Here is a 17,019-nt window from a genome sequence, read left to right as displayed (position 1 = left end):
CATCGTGGGCAAGCTTCTTGCGTTGTTCAAATCCCGCCTGTTCATCACCCTCGTCGGCTTGCTGCTGCTGTCGTTGCTGATCTGGTTCGGCGGCCCCTACCTCGGCTTCGGCGAGTCGCAGCCGCTGGCCAGCCCGGTGGTCCGCTTGCTGGTGATCATCGTGATCGTGGTGATCTGGGCGGTCTGGTTGCAGCTGCAACAGATGCGGGTGCGCGGCAAGGCCAAGCAGATGGCCAGCGACCTGAGCGATCAGGGCACCGCCCAGGCCGGCGGCGAGCGTGACGATCGCTCCGCCAACGAGCGGGCGCAGTTGCAGAACCGCTTCCAGGAGGCGGTGGAAACCCTGCGCAAGAATCGCAGCGGCGGAACCAATCTCTACGCGCTGCCCTGGTATGTGGTGATCGGGCCGCCGGGGTCCGGCAAGAGCACGCTGCTGCAGAACTCGGGCCTCAACTTTCCGCTGTCGAACAAGTTCGGCAAGGAAGCGATCCGCGGCGTCGGCGGTACGCGCAACTGTGACTGGTGGTTCACCGACGAGGCGGTATTCCTCGACACCGCCGGTCGCTATACCACCCAGGACTCCGACCGCGGCGCCGATGCATCGGCCTGGACCGAGTTCCTCAACCTGTTGCGCAAGTACCGCAAGCGCCGCCCGATCAACGGCGTGATCGTGGCGATGAGCCTGTCCGACCTGCTGACCCTGGATGCGAATGGCCGCCAGCAGCACATCCAGGCGGTTCGCCAGCGCCTGGACGAACTGGCCAAGCACCTGCGCATCGGCGTGCCGGCCTATCTCGTGTTCACCAAGTGCGACCTGGTCGCCGGCTTCACCGAGTTCTTCGACGACCTCAATCCCGAGTTGCGCAGCCAGGTCTGGGGCATGTCGTTCGCGGTCGACAAGACCATGGACGGCAGCGCGGCGAAGCAGTTCCTCGAAGAATTCAACCTGCTGCTGGATCGGCTCAACACGCGCATCCTCGATCGGCTCCACGGCGAACGCGATCGCACCCGGCGCGCGGCCATCCTGTCGTTCCCGCAGCAGCTCGGCGCTCTGCGCGACATCACGCGGCAGTTCGTCGAAGGCGTGTTCACCGGCCATCAGTACGACGCGCCCTTGCTGCTGCGTGGTGCCTACTTCACTTCGGGCACGCAGGAAGGCACGCCGATCGACCGCATGATGGGCGCGGTGGCACGCACCTTCGGGCTGGACGCTTCGCGCCTGCACGTGCCTGGCGCCCAGAGCCGCACCTTCTTCGTCGAGCGCCTGCTTCGGGACGTGCTGTTCAAGGAATCCGGCTTTGCCGGCACCAATCCGAAGCTGGAGCGCCAGAAGACCCTGCTGCAGGCGGCCGCGTACATCGGCGTGCTGCTGGCCTGCGGCCTGCTGATCCTCGGCCTGGCCAGCAGCTACCGGCGCAACGGCGCCTACCTGGGCCAGGTGCAGGCGGCATTGCAGAAGTATCCGACGCAGAGCGACGCGTCGCTGGCACCGAACCAGCAGGCCTATTTCGCGATGGTGCTGGAGCGGCTGGAGTCGCTGTCCAGTGCGGTGGATGTCGCCGAGCAGCACAAGGGCGACGTGCCGCTGTCGATGCGTTTCGGCCTGTACCAGGGCAATGCGGTCGGCGACGAAGTGCGTGACGCGTACTATCGCGAGCTGAACGCGCTGCTGCTGCCTGGCGTGGCCTCGCAGTTCCGGGCCGGCCTGGCCGCGAATGCGGGCGACCCGCAGATGCTCTACTACTACCTCAAGGGCTACCTGATGCTGGGTCAGCCCGAGCATCTGGATCACGACCAGATCGTGGCGCTGGCGGCGATCGAATGGCGGCGACTGTTCCCGTCCGACCCCGTGCTGCAGAAGGCACTGACCAAGCACTTCGACGCGCTGGTCGGACACGAGGGGCGGCTGCGCGCGCTGAACCTGGATGCCAGCCTGGTGGAACAGGCGCGCAACACGCTGCGCACCGCGGATCTGGCCACGCTGATCTACGGCAACATCAAGTTGAATGCGGACAGCGGTGCGTATCCGCCGCTGCGACTGGACAAGGAGCTGGGCCTGCTCGGCAACGTCTACCGGCGCAAGAGCGGTGCGTCGCTTTCGGAACCGTTGCCGGCGCTGTTCACGCAACCGGTGTTCAAGGATGAAGTCGACAAGGGCATCGATCAGGCGGTCACGCAGTTCGCCGCCGATGACTGGGTATTCGGCGCCACCAAGATCGATTCGTTGCAGAAGGCCCGGCTCGCCCAGCAGGTGCTGGCACTCTACGAGCAGGACTACATCAAGGCTTGGGATGACATCCTGGCGGATCTGGAGCTGCAGCCGATCGGCAACATCCAGGATGCCAGCACCATCGCGGCCAAGCTGGCCGGCCCCAACTCGCCGATGAAGCTGCTGCTGAAGGTGGTGAGCGACAACACCCACGACCTGATGCGCGCACCGCCCGCCGATGCGAAGGACAAGGCCGAGGACGTGGCCAAGAAGCTGGCCCAGAAGAAGGCGACCCAGTCCGCCCTGGCGCGCGCGCTCGCCCAGGCCGGCGCCGGGACCGCCGCGCCGGGTGACGATGCGGCAGCCGCCAAGCCGGGGCAGGTGATCAGCGACCACTTCGAGCAGATCAACAAGTTGAGCGAAGGTGGCCCGGGCGCCGCGCCGATCGATCAGACGCTCAAGGTGCTCGACGATCTCAGCAAGACCTTGCTGACCATGGGCGATTTCAGCTCGGCCGCGGGCCAGCCCAATCCGCAACTGCTGATGGCGCAGCAGGCGGCCGGCCAGCTGCCGGCACCCGCTTCGGGCTGGTTTGCGGCGCTGACCGGCAAGAGCCAGGCGCTGGTGGCCAGCGGCACCAAGGGTGCTCTCGACGATCAGTACCAGCAGATGGTGGCCAAGGACTGCGCCGACTACACCCGCGGGCGCTATCCGTTCTCGCCGTCCAGCAACAACGATATCCCGCTGCAGAACTTCGGCGAGATGTTCGGCTATGGCGGCCGCTTCGACGGCTTCTACAACCAGACCGTGGGCAAGCTGATCGATGCCAGCGGCCGCAACTGGCAGTGGAAGACCGGCCCGGGCGCGATCAGTGGTTCGGCCGGCATGCTGGCGCAACTGCAGGGTGCCGACCGGATCAAGCAGATGTTCTTCCGCAGCGGCAACATGCCCGAGGTCGACTTCACGCTGCTCGCGCCGGTGCTCGACGCAGGCATCGGCAAGCTGGTGATCGAGGTCGATGGCCAGAAATACGAATACCAGTCCGGTGGCTCGACCATGGCCACCATGAAGTGGCCGGGGCCCACGCCGGGTCATGTCTCGATCTCCGCCTACGACACCGCGGGGACCCTGCTGACCACCTTCGACTATCGCGGCGACTGGGCGTTCTTCCGTGCGCTGCAGGCGGCGAACCTGCAGAAGCAGTCCGATCTGCGTTTCGTGGCCAGTTTCAACTTCGGTGGCCATGTCGCCAAGGTGACCGTTCAGGCCAACAATCTGAAAAACCCCTTCCTGAGCAACGCGCTGTCCAGTTTCCGGTGCGGGGGCTAGACGCATGCCGACTTCCGTCGCGGGCTTTTTCGGAAAGCTGCCTTGCGCGGGAGACTTCGTGCAGCGCCGGCTGCCATCGGCTTTCGTCGATGTCTGGGACAGGCATTTCGAAGAGGCGGTGGCGGCCAGCCGTGCCGAACTGGGCGGCGGCTGGCATGACGCCTACCACGCCAGTCCGGTGTGGCGCTTTCTTTTCGCCCCGGGAGTGTGCGGTGATTCCGCCTGGTTCGGGATCATGGGGCCTGGCGTGGACCGGGTGGGGCGCTGCTTCCCGATGGTCATCGCCGCCCCGCTCGGCGCGGACATCGCATCCGGCACCCGCGCGCTGACCGAGGCGAAAGCCTGGTCCGACGCGGCCGAGCAGGTGCACGCCACGGCGCAGTGCGACGCCCGCATCAGCGTGGAGGCGTTCGACGAGCAGGTGGCTGCCCTGGGTGACCCGCTGGCGAGGGCGTCGTCGCCGGCCGCCACGTCGCTGCGCGACGTCGACTGGAATCGCGCGACACACTGGCGCCTGCCCCTCGGCGTGGCCTCCTCGCCGGAGCCGTTCCTGGGTGAAGTGTGGGAGCGTCTGGCCGCCGTCCCGGGCCCGTGGTGCCTGTGGTGGACGGCAGGTAGCGAACGTGTTCCGGCGTGTGTGCTGGCCACCCGCGGATTGCCGGCGGCATCCGTCTACGTGACCTTCCTGGATGCGCAACACGGCACCGCGGCGTGGCAATCGCCGATGGCGTTCGAACGATCGGCGCCGCGCGCGGTACCGATGCCGGAACGCGCGGACAGCCTGCTCGACGACCTCATGGCGGCAGCGCCGGCCGCCCCGGTGTCGGCTGCCGCGGTGTCGGCCATCCCGGTGTCGGCCATGCCGCCGCCGCCACCATCGACGCCTTCCGGCGCATGGCTGCCTGATGATCCGGATCTGCTGGCCGATCTCGTCGGGACGTCCGAAGTGGCGACCTTGGCACCGCCGGTCCCGTTGGTTGCCCCGATGGCTCAGGCAACGTCAGCCGGGGAGGTGGACATCGTCGCGGCCGTCACCGTGGTGGAACGAACAGACTGCGGACTGACCGTGCTGTCGGCCGAGGTCGGCATGGCCGATCCACGCCAGCGGGCGGTCGGCGAGGTGTCCGGAATCATCCGCACGATGTCGTGCAGCGACCTGATCGGCGGCATGCATTCGCTGCGCAGGCAGTTGCTGATGCTCAATCCGCCGTTGCGTCGGGCCAGCGAGGACCTGATCGACCCGGTGCTGGAGGACTGCGCGGTGATTGCCGCCCACGTCGTCGCGGGTCAGTCCGGCTTGCTGCGGATTGGCGCCGCGGGCGCCTGGCACTGGCGCCATGGACGCGCGCAGCCCCTGTTCGCGCAAGCCGACGATCCACTGCCCGGTGGCGCGGACGACGGTGAGTTCGACGACCTGTTGTTCAGCAGCGTGGTGCCCGGTGCTCCCGGGCTGGGCGCGTCGGAGCAGCCACTGTGCGGAGAGGTTCGCTGCGAGCTCGTCGCGGGTGATCGCCTGTTGCTGATGGCGGGCGAGTCCTTGTTGCACCTGTCACCGGACGTCGTGGCCAGCCATCTCGCGCTGCCCGTCGACGAAGCACGCCTGCGGCTGGCGAATGCCGCGGGACTGGGCGTGGATGCGGCAAGGTGGCCGCTGACGATCATCGAGGTTGGTGCATGATGACCCGCTATGTTTCGGCCGGACGCACGGTGACCGGAAAGGTGCGCAAGCACAACGAAGACTCCATTCTCGTGCGCGACGAAGTCGGCCTGTGGGTTGTCGCCGACGGACTGGGTGGCCATTCGGCAGGCGACTACGCCAGCTCGATGATCGTCGAGCGCCTCGGTGCCTTGCCCCGTTCCGGCAGCGCCCTGGACTTCATCGAAGCGATCGAGGACACGCTCTCCCAGGTCAATGCCGAACTGTTGCAGACCGCCGCCACGCGAGGGGTTGACCTGATCGGATCCACCGTCGTGGTGCTGGTGCATGACGGCGACTACATGCTGTGCGGATGGGTGGGAGACAGCCGCGTCTACTGTTTCGAGGATGGCCAGCTGCGTCAGATCACCCGCGATCACGTGCATGGCGGCGATGATGATGTCACCCATTTTGGCGCCCCTGCGGCGCCGGCTCAGGCGGGCTCGGGCGTCCTCACGCGTGCGGTGGGTGCGGAGGAACACCTGTTCGTCGACTGGGTCGTCGCGGGCAATCGGCCCGGCATGGGCTTCGTGCTTTGCTCTGACGGCATCAACAAGGAAATGTCCGATGCCGAACTCGACGACGAATGCCGTCGCCACCCACAACCGCAGGATCTCGTCGCCAGCCTGTTCGACCTGGCGATGAGCCGCGCCGGACGGGACAACATCTCGGCCGTCGTCGTTCGCATCCAAGAATGAAGAAAACCTCCCACTCATGAATTCCATAGCCGAACTGGTTTCCGCCTACCAGGCCGACAAGCTCAAGCTCGCCGCCCTGTTCGACGCACTCGGTGCGCGCGGAGCCGTGTCCGAGGCGCAATACCATGCCGAACAGGAGTGGCTCGAACAGCAGCGTGATGCCGGTGCGCTCGATTCGATGGTGGCCAAGGCCCTGTTGGCCAAGCTGGCGTCCGTACAGGCTTCCCCGGCAGACGCGTCGCATGACGAAGACGTTACCCAGGTAAAGCCCGCCACGCAGCGCCCCGCGCCGATCGCTCCGGCGGCTCCGCCGAGCGGAGCCGGCAGTGATGACGCGACCCGGGTGCAGCCCGCTTCCCGTCCGCCAGCCCCGCCGCTGGATGATGTCACCGTGGTCAAGCCCACCTCGCGTCCGGTCCAGTCGCCGGTGGCAGACGACGAAGCCACCATGGTGAAACCGGCCTCGGCCGCGCCACGGGAACCGACCGAAGGGCAGACCGTCGGCGCGACCGGCACGCAGGGCACCCGGCAGGGGATGACCGGCACCAGTTCCAGCATGAGCAGCTCCAGCTGGAACCACATCGCCGAAGGCGATGCGTCCGACTTCGTCACCGTCGGTTCGCTGCTGAAGGGACGTTTCTACCTCGAGAAGGAGATCGGCCGCGGCGGCATGGGCGTGGTGTTCAAGGCCCGCGACGAGCGCAAGGTGGAAGCCCGTGACCGTGACCCCTACGTCGCCGTCAAGATCCTGAACGACGAATTTCGCCGCCATCCCGACTCGCTGATCTCGTTGCAGCGCGAGTCGCGCCGCTCGCAACAGCTGGCGCACGACAACATCGTGCGCGTCTACGACTTCGACAAGGACCGCACCATCGTCTTCATGACGATGGAGTACGTCGACGGCTCCGATCTCAAGCAGCTGATTCGCGAGAAGGCCTACAACGGCATGCCGCTGGCGCAAGCCCGGCCGCTGATCGAAGGCATGGCGCGGGCGCTCACGCGCGCCCACTCGGCCGGCGTGGTCCATTCGGACTTCAAGCCGGCCAACGTCATGGTCACCCGCGAAGGCGTGCCGAAGGTATTCGACTTCGGCATTGCCCGCGCCGGCAAGCACATGGGCGATGCCGTCGGCGAACAGACCGTGTTCGACGCCGGTACGCTGGGCGCGCTTACCCCGGCCTACGCCAGCCTGGAGATGATCCGGGGTGAAGACCCGGTGCCCGGCGATGACGTCTACGCACTGGGTTGCGTGACGTTCGAACTGCTCACCGGCAAGCATCCGTACGACAAGGCCAGCGCCGAAGTGGCGATGAAGGAAGGCCGCAAGCCGCCACCGGTGAAGGGGCTGACCAAGCATCAGTACAAGACGCTCTGCGCCAGCGTGGCCTTCACCAAGGCGCAGCGCCTGAAGAGCGCCAACGAGCTGATCGAAGGCCTGCGCGACGTGGGCGCGCGCGAACGCGCACTGCCGTACCTGCTGTACGGCGTGCCGGCCATTCTGATCATTGCCGGCGGCGCCTGGGCATGGACGACCTACCAGCGCAATCATCATCTGGCCGAGGTGATCGCCCGTTTCACCATGACGCGTGCCGACCACTACGCGGATGAAGGCCAGGCCCTGCAGGCCCTCGACACCCTGAACGACGACGACCGCAAGCGTACGATCATCGATCAGGGCGAATTGATCCAGAGCTACCTGCTCGGCCGCATCGACGCCTACTGGAATCCGGCCAGGGACCGTTACGACTATGCCGGCACCCAGAAGGTGTTCAAGCTGCGCGACGACCTCAAGCTTTACTCGCCAGCGCTGGATATCAAGCGCACCGAGGTGGAGAAGCAGCGCAACGACCTGCTCAACTCGCTCGACACCAAACTGACCGACCAGATCAGCGCCGACGCGATTTTCGAGAACCAGCCGGACAACGTCGTCACCACGCTGACCCGCATCCGCGCGATCGATCCGAACAGTGCCCTGCTGAAGAACGCCGAACTGGAGTTGAAGTACGACACCGCCATCGGCAAGTCGATCGACGCAGGGCGTGTCGACGAGGCAACCGTCGAACTCAAGCTGGCAAGCAGCCTGTTCCCCGATTCGGCGAGACTGAAGCAGCGCAGCGCTCAGCTCGATGAAATCGGCAAGGCGCTGGCGGCGCAACGGCTGCAGGAGCAGAAAGCGCAGGCGCTGCAACAGCAGCGGGAGCAGGGCTTGCAGACGCTCACCGGCTTGCTGGACCAGCCGGTCAGCGCCGATGACTGGCGGGCCAAGGTGGCCACGGCCTATCACGATGCGGCCAGCCTGCTGAGAGACGATCCGCGACTGGCGGCGCAGACGGCGCGGCTGAAGGATGTTCTGGCAGCCCAGGCAAAGGAAAGGCAAGGCGCGGGCGACCTGCCGGGTGCGATCAGCATTGCCGGCTTCGGCATCGATCTGTTCCCGGGCGACTCCAGCTTGTCGGCGACGCGGCAGGCCTTGCTGGAACAGCAGAACCAATTGGCGCAGAAGGCCGCCAGCGAAGCACAGCGCACCGCATTGGCGAAAAGTCGGGTAACCGACCTGCTTGCCAGCCCCCAGGCCACGGTGGTCTGGCTGCAGGACGTCAGAAGCGCCCTGAATACCGCACGCACCCAGATCGGCGCCGATTCTCCGGACTACGCGGCAGTGAAGGCCCAGGCCGATGCCGGCCTGACCAAGCTGGCGCGTGATCAGATCGCCGGCGGCAACCTGGATGCGGCCGAGCGGGTCGCCCAGGCCGGCCAGCAGATCGATCCCGCGGAAGCCAGCTTCGCCAGGGTGCTGGCCGACGTGGCCGCTTCCCGTTCGGCGGCGCAACAGAAGACCTTGCAGCAGCAGACGCAGGCACTTGCCGACGCACGCACCACGCTGGCCAGCCTGGGCACGAAGCCGACCCTGACACCCGACTGGCAGCGTGACGTGGCCACCGCGATGGCCACGCTCGGCGCCGACAAGTCTCCCGAAACCGAACGGGCGGTCAACGCGCTGGGTGCGGCCATCGCGGCGGAAGCCGCGCGGCTGGCTGACCCGCAGCATCTGCCGCAGGCAAGGATCGCGGTCGATTTCGGCCTGAAGTACGTACCGAAATCGGCCGAGCTGATCGCGCAGGGTGCGGCACTGGATGCGCTGCAGCAGCAGTTGCAGGCGAAGGCCGCGCAGGAAGGCGCCGACGCCGAAGTCAAGTCGCGTATCGAGTCGATGAAGAGCGCGGTGGCCGCTGGCGACGTCAGCAAGGCAAGCCAGTCGCTGGCGCGGATCAAGACCCTGCAGCCAGACAATCCCTTCCTCAAGACTGAGGGACCGAAGCTGCTGGCCGACGCCTATCTGGGCCAGGCCGAGGACGCCTTCCAGAAGGGGCGCTACCAGCGTGCGTCCGATGTTCTCGGGCAGGGCCTGGGAGCACTCGGCAACAACGCGAACTTGCGCGCGGCAAAGGCCCGCTACGATGTGGTCGCCGCCATCATGGCCGCCTCGAAGCAGCCACTGGGCAGTGTCGAGTACGCGCAGTTGCAGAAGCAACTGGACAGCGTGCGCAGGAATGACGCCACCGAACTGGGCAAGCTGGAAACGAGCATGAAGGCGCGAGGCCAGCTGACTGCCCGGTCGCTCGCCGAGCAGCTCGACAAGCTGAAGCGCGCCGCTGCGGCAGCACCCGCCCCGCAGGTGACGGCACCGGTATCGACGCCGGTGACCGAGACGCCGGCGCCGATGCCGGGGCGGCCGCCCGTGACGACCGGAAAGACCGGCACGACACCGGTGGTGCAACCAGCGCCCAGCGGAGGCGTGGCTGCGGCGGGTGGTCCCGATCCCTGCGCGAAGCCGGGGTTGGCGGGCAAGGGCAAGTTCTGTTCGGATGCCATCAATGGCGGGCGCGGGCCATTGCTGGTGGTTGTGCCCGGCGTGAACGGCGGCAAGGCTTACGCCATCTCGCGTGCGGAAATCTCGATCAACGAGTTCAACCAGTTCTGCCGCGCCAGCGGCAAGTGTGCGGCGGTGTCGGTGGCCGACAAGGATCTTGGCAACGCGCCGATAAGCAACATCAGCCTGGATCAGGCGCGTGCCTACGCGCGCTGGCTCAGTGACCTCAGCGGCGGATTCACCTATCGCCTGCCGACCGACGCGGAATGGCTGCACGCGGCGAAAGGCGGTGGTGGCTGGAAGCAGGCCGAGGACAGCAACTGCATCCTTCCTTCGGCCGGCGGCGGTGATGGTGGCGGCGCTGCGGTTTCCCCGCGTGGCCGCTCACGCAACCCCTGGGGCCTGGTCAATTCGACCGGCAACGTGTGGGAATGGGTGGTGAGCGGCGGCAGCGTGATGGTGCGTGGCGGCAGCTACAGCAGCTACTGGTCGGATTGCAGCGTTGATTCCAGCCGTGCCGATGGCGGATCGCCACAACGGGACGTGGGTTTCCGGATACTGAGGGAGCTGAAATGACCGAACGCGAAGCTGCCATCAACCGGGATCTGCGTGCGCTGGATGATGCCCATCGGCTCGGCCGGATTTCCCGTGTGGAATATCGCAACCGTCGCCGTCGTGTATTGCAGTCCTTGTCGGATGGAGGTGGCGTGGTCACGGCGCGCAAGGCGCTGGTGCCGCCGGGAAGCGTCAGGGCGTCGCGCTCAGGTGATCCGGCCGCGGCGAGCGTCAGTGATTCTTCTGCTGACGCCGGACGAGCACTCGCCTCGCTGGTTTCGATGCGGCCGACGTTGTCCAGGAAAGTGCTGCTGATCCTGATTGCCGCAGCCGTTCTCGTGGTGGTGGCTGGATGGCTGATGCTGCGTCACTGATTGGCTGCCATGGCAGTCGCTTCAGGTTGCGATTCTATCCATGACAGGCATCTGCGTATCGCGTTCTTTCGTTTGCGCGAACGCGAACCTGGGCGGCCATGGTTGTGTGTGTGAAATCCAGCCGGAGTTGCCTTGTGGAACTTTGGCACGGATCGGCGCGGACCCTGCTTTTTAGGTGATTTTTGACTGTCGCGGATCTGTAAAGCAGTCCTTTTCCGACACGCCCTGTCAGAACTTGCCGGGCATGCTCGTGGGCATCTTTTTCGATGCCGAACGGCTCTTCCTTTGGAAGGGCAAAGGTGTATCCTGATAGAGGTAAGACGAGCCAGCAGGCAGCAATTGCCTGAATGCCGGGGGCTTGGGAAGTTCGCAGCTGGTGGGCACCGATCATCGGGGCACACCGTCAATGGATCGATTAGATGCGGCCAAGGGGAATGTATCGTGCGCATTGTTTGCTTCGCGGCAGCGTTGGCATTTGCACTTACGGGCGGAAACGTTCAGGCACAGGACGCTGGCGGCGGATCAGCTGACCAGGGTTCCGGCAACGCAGCGCCTGTCGGCAGCTCCCCACAGACTCCGCCGGCGCAGGTCCAGGCGGGCAACGTGGTGCCGCCCGTTCGTGATCGTGACGCCGCTGCCGAGCAGAAAATTGCCGTGCAGGGTTTCCACGTGACGGGCGTGGCCGACCACTCCGATGTTGGCGTGACCCCGGCCAGCATCCAGGCGCTGGCCGACGCGCAATACCAGGAATTGGCAGCCAAGGCCGGTACCCCGGTGGAGCTCAGCTTCGACGACATGCAGGGAGTCGCCAACAAGATCGTCGAGCGTTATCGCAGTGCCGGCTTCATCGTCTCCAACGCGTTCCTTCCGGCGCAGACGGTGGGCCCGGACAAGATCGTGCAGATCCAGGTGCTGGAAGGGAAGATCGGCAAGATCATCGTCAAGGGCACGAAGCGCTATCGGCCCAGCGTGATCTCCGCTGCGGCGCAGGAACTCCGCGGCAAGCCGCTGCTGAAGAGCGATGTGGACACCGCCTTGCTCTACGCGCGCGATCTCCCCGGTGTCACCGTGGCCTCGACGTTCCAGCCTGGCGAGAACACGGGCGATACCGACCTGGTGATGATCGCCACCGAAGCGAAGCGTCCGGTCAAGTTCATGCTGGGTGCCAACAATTACGGCACCGAGCTGACCGGCCGCTACCGGGCACAGGCCGGCATCGAGTGGGCCAATCCGCTGGGCATCGGCGACGTATTCAACCTCAACGTCGACTATGCGCTGGATCCCAGCGACAACATCTACGGCGCGACCACCTATCGTGCGCCGGCGCCCTGGGTGCCCGGTTTGTCCGCCGTGGTCGGCGCCTCCCGCAACGAACTGCAGATCAACACCGGTTCGTTCGCGGCGCTGGACGTGAAAGGTCCCAGTTCGCTGTATTACGGCGGCATGGACTGGAAGTTCATCAATCGCGACGACATGCAGGCGCTGAGCACGCTGCATGTGATCCGGGAAGAGTCCAGGCTGGACAGCCTGGGGTTCCACCTGTCGGACGAGAAATTCACCGTGGGGGAGCTGACCTACGGCATGCTGCACACGGACCGTCGCTTCAACGGTGTCGACATCCTTCAGGTCGGCCTGCGCAAGTCCATCAGTGACGACTCGCTCGTTCCCGACCTGGTCAGTCCGCAACACTCGCGCAGCTTCCTGGTGACGAAGCTGTCGTACACGCGCATGCAGTTCCTGACCAAGTCGCAGCGGCTCTACCTGAAGCTGGTGGGCCAGTACACCAATGATGCTCTGGTCCCGCTTGAGCAGTTTGCCCTGGGCGGCCCCGACAGTACCCGTGCCTACCCGATCGCCGATGCCTTGCGCGACCGCGGTTACTACACCTCGCTGGAGTACCACGTCGACGCCCCGGGTTTCGGCGACAAGGTGTCACCTTTCTACGGAAGGCCGTGGCGCGAACTGCTCGAGTTCCAGGTGTTCGTCGACTACGCCAAGGGTTTTTCGGCAGGCGCCAACCGCGAGATCACGCCCGACACGGCCACCTTGAGTGGCGTGGGTGCCGGCCTGATTTTCCGCCTGCCGCGATTCCACAACTTCGAGTTTCACCTCAACGGTGCCGTGCCCCTGAGTTCGCAGGATGCGTCTGACAAAAAGGGCTACCACATCTACTCCCGGTTCAGCTTCACGTTCTGACGGATGACGACCATGAGCAAGAGCACAAAGCAGCGCACGATGCGCACGACGGCGCGCGTCCATGCAGATCGGACTTCCGGAGCGGCACTGCCCTTGAGGCGAACCTGGCCCATCAGTCTCTGCGTGGGCCTGGCACTGGGATCGATCGTGTTCAGCGGCGAAGCACTCGCCGGTGGACCCACCGGCGGCGTGGTGGTGGGTGGTTCGGGTTCCATCACCCAAAGCGGCAACAGCACCGTCATCAACCAGGTGTCGCAGAAGCTGGCGCTGAACTGGCAGACCTTCAACCTGGCCGCCAACGAATCGGTGCTGTTCAATCAGCCGGGGCGCTCGGCGGTGGCCCTGAATCGCATCCTCGATCAGAACCCCAGCCAGATTTTCGGCAAGATCAATTCAAACGGCCAGGTCTTCCTGATCAACACGCACGGCATCATCTTTGGCGCCACGGCGCAGATGAATGTCGGTGGCCTGCTCGCCAGCACGCTGGACCTGACCCCGAACGACTTTCTCGCGGGGCGCTACAACCTCAACGTGGCGGGCGCGAGGGCCGGCATCGTCAACCACGGCCTGATTCAGGCCGCGAGCGGCGGTTCGGTCAGTCTGGTGGGCGGCAGCGTCCTCAACGACGGCGTGATCTTCGCCAACTACGGCAAGATCAACCTCGACGGCGCAGACCATGCCACGCTGGACTTCGATGGCAATGGCCTGATCAACATCCAGATCACCGGTGAACTGAAGGAACGCCTGGACGCGAAGGAAGCCGCGGTCACCAACAAGGGTACCTTGCGCGCCGAAGATGGCACCGTGGTGCTGCAGGCTTCGGCCACCAAGGACCTGTTCACCAACCTGGTCAACAACGCCGGTGTGATCGACGCCAGCGGCATCAGCACTGACGGCGGCGTGGTGCGGCTGGTCGGCAACGGCGGGAACGTCGAGAATAGCGGCAACATCACGGTGTCCGGCGTGCACGGCGGCAGCGTCCAGTTGCTGTCCGACCAGGATGTCAACGTCAGCGGCAGCGTTGACGCCTCCGGTACCTTGGGTGGCGGCAGCATTCGCGTCGGCGGAGGCCAACAAGGCGGGGAAGGACTGCTCAGGGCCGCCAACAGCACACTCGGCGCCGGCGCCACATTGAATGCTGACGCCACGCAATCCGGCAACGGCGGCTCCGTGGTCGTGTGGGGCGACCAGTCCAGCACCATCGCAGGCAGCCTGAGCGCCCGCGGCGGTGCCCTGGGCGGTAACGGCGGCGCCATCGAAACCTCGGCTGCGCACGTCAGCATCGCCGACAGCGCCCGCGTCAATACGCTCGCTCCCAATGGGCAAGCCGGCAACTGGCTGATCGACCCGAAGGATTTCAAGATAGCCGCCAGCGGCGGCGACATGACAGGGAGCGCAGTTGCCACTGCCTTGAGCGGCGGCAACTTCACGATCCTGTCCAGCAGCGGCAGCGGCGGCGGCAGCGGCAACATCAACGTGAATGATGCGGTGAGCTGGAGCGCAAACACGCTTACCCTCACCGCCGCCAACGATGTCAACATCAACGCCGCATTGACGGGCACCGGGACATCCGCGCTGGTGTTGAACTCGGCGTCCGCTGCCAGCGGGGATGCCGCCGTGGCCGGCGGTGCCATCAATATCAGCAAGAACATCGCTACGGGCGGCGACCAGACCTACAACGGTCCGGTGGTCCTTGGCGCCAACGTGACGCTTGCCAGCAGCGGAAGCGGCACCATCAATTTCATCTCGACGGTGGACGGTGGGCACACCCTCTCGGTGAATACGGGCGGCCAGACGACGTTTGGTGGGGCGGTTGGTGCGGCGAATGCCCTGACAAGTCTGACCACGGACGCGGCGGGCGTGACGATGCTGGGCGGTAATGTCCACACCACCGGCGCGCAGACCTACAACGACAGCGTGACGTTGGGTAACAGCGACATCCTGACGGGCACGACGGTAAAACTGCTCGGCGGTGTGACCGGATCGGGCAACAGCCTGACTGTTACGGGCAATGCCGTGCTCGGTAGCGTGTTGTCCGGCCTGAACACGTTGTCGGTCAGTGGCACGACGGCGCTCAACGCCACGGGTGTGAGCACGAGCGGCGATCAGATGTACAGCGGCGCAGTGACGCTGGGTGCCGATACGCTGTTGACGAGCACGAGCGGTGGGATCAACTTTGTCTCGACGGTCGACGGTGCGCACACGCTGGCAGTGCAGAGCACGAGCGGCGCGGCAACTTTTGGCGGTGTGGTGGGTGGCGTGACGGGTCTGACCGGTCTGACCACGAACAGCAGCACGTTCAACGCGGGCGCCGTAACCGTAAACGGCCCCCTGTCGGTGACCACCACGACCGGCAACATATCGCAGGCGTCGGGCATCTTCAGCGTAGCCGGCACCTCGGCGTTCAACGCCGGCAGCGGGACGATCATGCTGAACGGCCTCAATGCATTCACCGGCGCGGTAAGTCTCACCGGTGGAACTACTCAGGTCACGAACAGCGGCGATCTGGTTCTGGGTACCTTGAATACGGGCGCGCTGACCGTAGTCAGCAACAGCGGTGCGCTGGATCTGGGCACCGGGACGATCAATGGCGATTTGTCGGCGACCGCGGCAACGACCATCACGGTCGACGGCACGCTTGCAGGCCTGGGCAACGCTGCATTTTCCGGGGTTGCGCCAACGGGGACGGGAAGCATCACCGGCACCGGTTCGATCACCGGCCTGGGCAGCGCCGCGTTCAACCTGACCGGCAACACGACTGGCAGCACCGGCGGCGTCACCTTCAATGGTTTCATCGCCGCCGACACCACGACGGTTACCGGAGCCTCGGGATTCGACGACGGCGCACTGATCAGCCTTGGCATGACCTTCGCCAATGCCACCAACGTGGCGGGTAACGGCACCATTGCGAACGTTGCCGGCAGCTTCGACGATCACGCCGGAGCATCGTCGACAAGTGGCATAAGCTATACCGGGTTCAGCGCAGTGTCAGGTGCCGGCGGCGACGTCACCAACGTGACCGGAGCTTTCGACGTCGGTACGAAGACCTCGAGCGACTCGGGCCTGGATTACAGTGCTTTCGGCCTGACCACGATAGCCGGCAACGGCTCCGGGGCGACGATCACGGGTTCGGGAGAAACCTATCTGCTGGATAATGCCGTCGCGGACAAGGGCAGCAGCAACGGCCTGAACTGGACGTCGTTCGGCAACATCGCTGATGCCACCGGCACGGTGAACTTCGGTACCGGCGGCAGCGTCACGGGCAACATCACGGCGAAGACGCTGAATTACGCCAGCTACGCCACGGCGGTGACGTTCGACCTGTCCAATGGCGCCGGCGCGACCACCGGCATTGGCGGTACCCGGGCGGGTGTCACCACGGTGACAGGCAGCGGCAACAGCGACACGCTCACGGGTTCCGGCCAGACCTACCAGCTGGACAACACCGTTGCCAACCAGGGCAGCAGTGGCCTGGTGGGCTGGAGTTCGTTCGAGAACATCAACGACACCACCGGTACGGTCAATTTCGGCAGCAACGGAAACATCAGCGGCAACGTCACGGCGCAGACGCTGGATTACAGCGACTACCTCCACGATTTGACGCTGAACGTGGATACCGGTGTGCTCTCGGCCACGGGCGTGGGCGGAAGCTTGAGCGGATACACCACCTTCAATGCGAACGCGGCGCAAAACAACACGGTTATCGGTACGGGCCAGACCTATGTGCTGGACAACACGGTGGCCAACCAGGGCAGCAGCAACGGCTACAACTGGGGCGGCTTCCAGACCATCACCGACGCCATCGGTACGGTGAACTTCGGCACGGCCGGCAGCGTTACCGGCAATGTCACGGCGCAGGCGCTGAATTACGCCAGCTACGGCACGGCGGTGTCGCTGGACCTGTCCAACGGCAGCGGCGCGACGACTGGCATTGGCGGCACCTGGAGCGGCGTGACGTCGGTGAGCGGCGGCGGTCACAGCGACACGGTGCATGGCAGCAGCCAGACCTACAACCTGACCGGCGCGAACGCCGGCAGCAGCGGCTTGCTGAACTGGACTTCGTTCGAGAACCTGAGCGACAGCGCAGCGGG

7 protein-coding genes are annotated in these 17,019 nt (G+C 65.5%); all 7 read left to right on the top strand.

From position 1 onward, the window contains the following. The first annotated feature begins 4 nt into the window (after nt 1-4). Nucleotides 5-3,538: a type VI secretion system membrane subunit TssM gene (gene tssM, locus AC3A56_RS16160; RefSeq protein ID WP_487771032.1), complete on the top strand. Its 3,534-nt coding sequence runs from the start codon at nt 5-7 to the stop codon at nt 3,536-3,538. A gap of 4 nt (nt 3,539-3,542) precedes the next feature. Further along, nucleotides 3,543-5,216: a type VI secretion system-associated protein TagF gene (gene tagF / locus AC3A56_RS16155; RefSeq protein ID WP_487771031.1), complete on the top strand. Its 1,674-nt coding sequence runs from the start codon at nt 3,543-3,545 to the stop codon at nt 5,214-5,216. After that, nucleotides 5,213-5,932: a PP2C family protein-serine/threonine phosphatase gene (locus tag AC3A56_RS16150; protein WP_056717162.1), complete on the top strand. Its 720-nt coding sequence runs from the start codon at nt 5,213-5,215 to the stop codon at nt 5,930-5,932. Before tagF ends, AC3A56_RS16150 begins: the two co-directional genes overlap by 4 nt. 16 nt (nt 5,933-5,948) lie before the next feature. Then, the gene (locus tag AC3A56_RS16145; RefSeq protein WP_487771030.1) at nt 5,949-10,379 is read left to right on the top strand and encodes a protein kinase domain-containing protein; all 4,431 of its coding nucleotides are present in this window, start codon (nt 5,949-5,951) and stop codon (nt 10,377-10,379) included. Next, on the top strand, nt 10,376-10,732 hold the full coding sequence (locus tag AC3A56_RS16140) for a hypothetical protein (protein WP_056717164.1): 357 nt from the start codon (nt 10,376-10,378) through the stop codon (nt 10,730-10,732). The genes AC3A56_RS16145 and AC3A56_RS16140 overlap by 4 nt, the downstream gene beginning before the upstream one ends. Nucleotides 10,733-11,338: 606 nt before the next feature. Further along, nucleotides 11,339-12,928: a ShlB/FhaC/HecB family hemolysin secretion/activation protein gene (locus AC3A56_RS16135; RefSeq protein ID WP_056767743.1), complete on the top strand. Its 1,590-nt coding sequence runs from the start codon at nt 11,339-11,341 to the stop codon at nt 12,926-12,928. A gap of 12 nt (nt 12,929-12,940) precedes the next feature. Further along, nucleotides 12,941-17,019 (top strand): beta strand repeat-containing protein (locus AC3A56_RS16130; RefSeq protein WP_487771029.1); only part of this gene is annotated, 4,079 nt, incomplete at its 3' end.

The organism is Rhodanobacter sp. Soil_C_14 (genome assembly GCF_057657335.1).
This window is presented reverse-complemented; position numbering and strand designations above follow the sequence as displayed.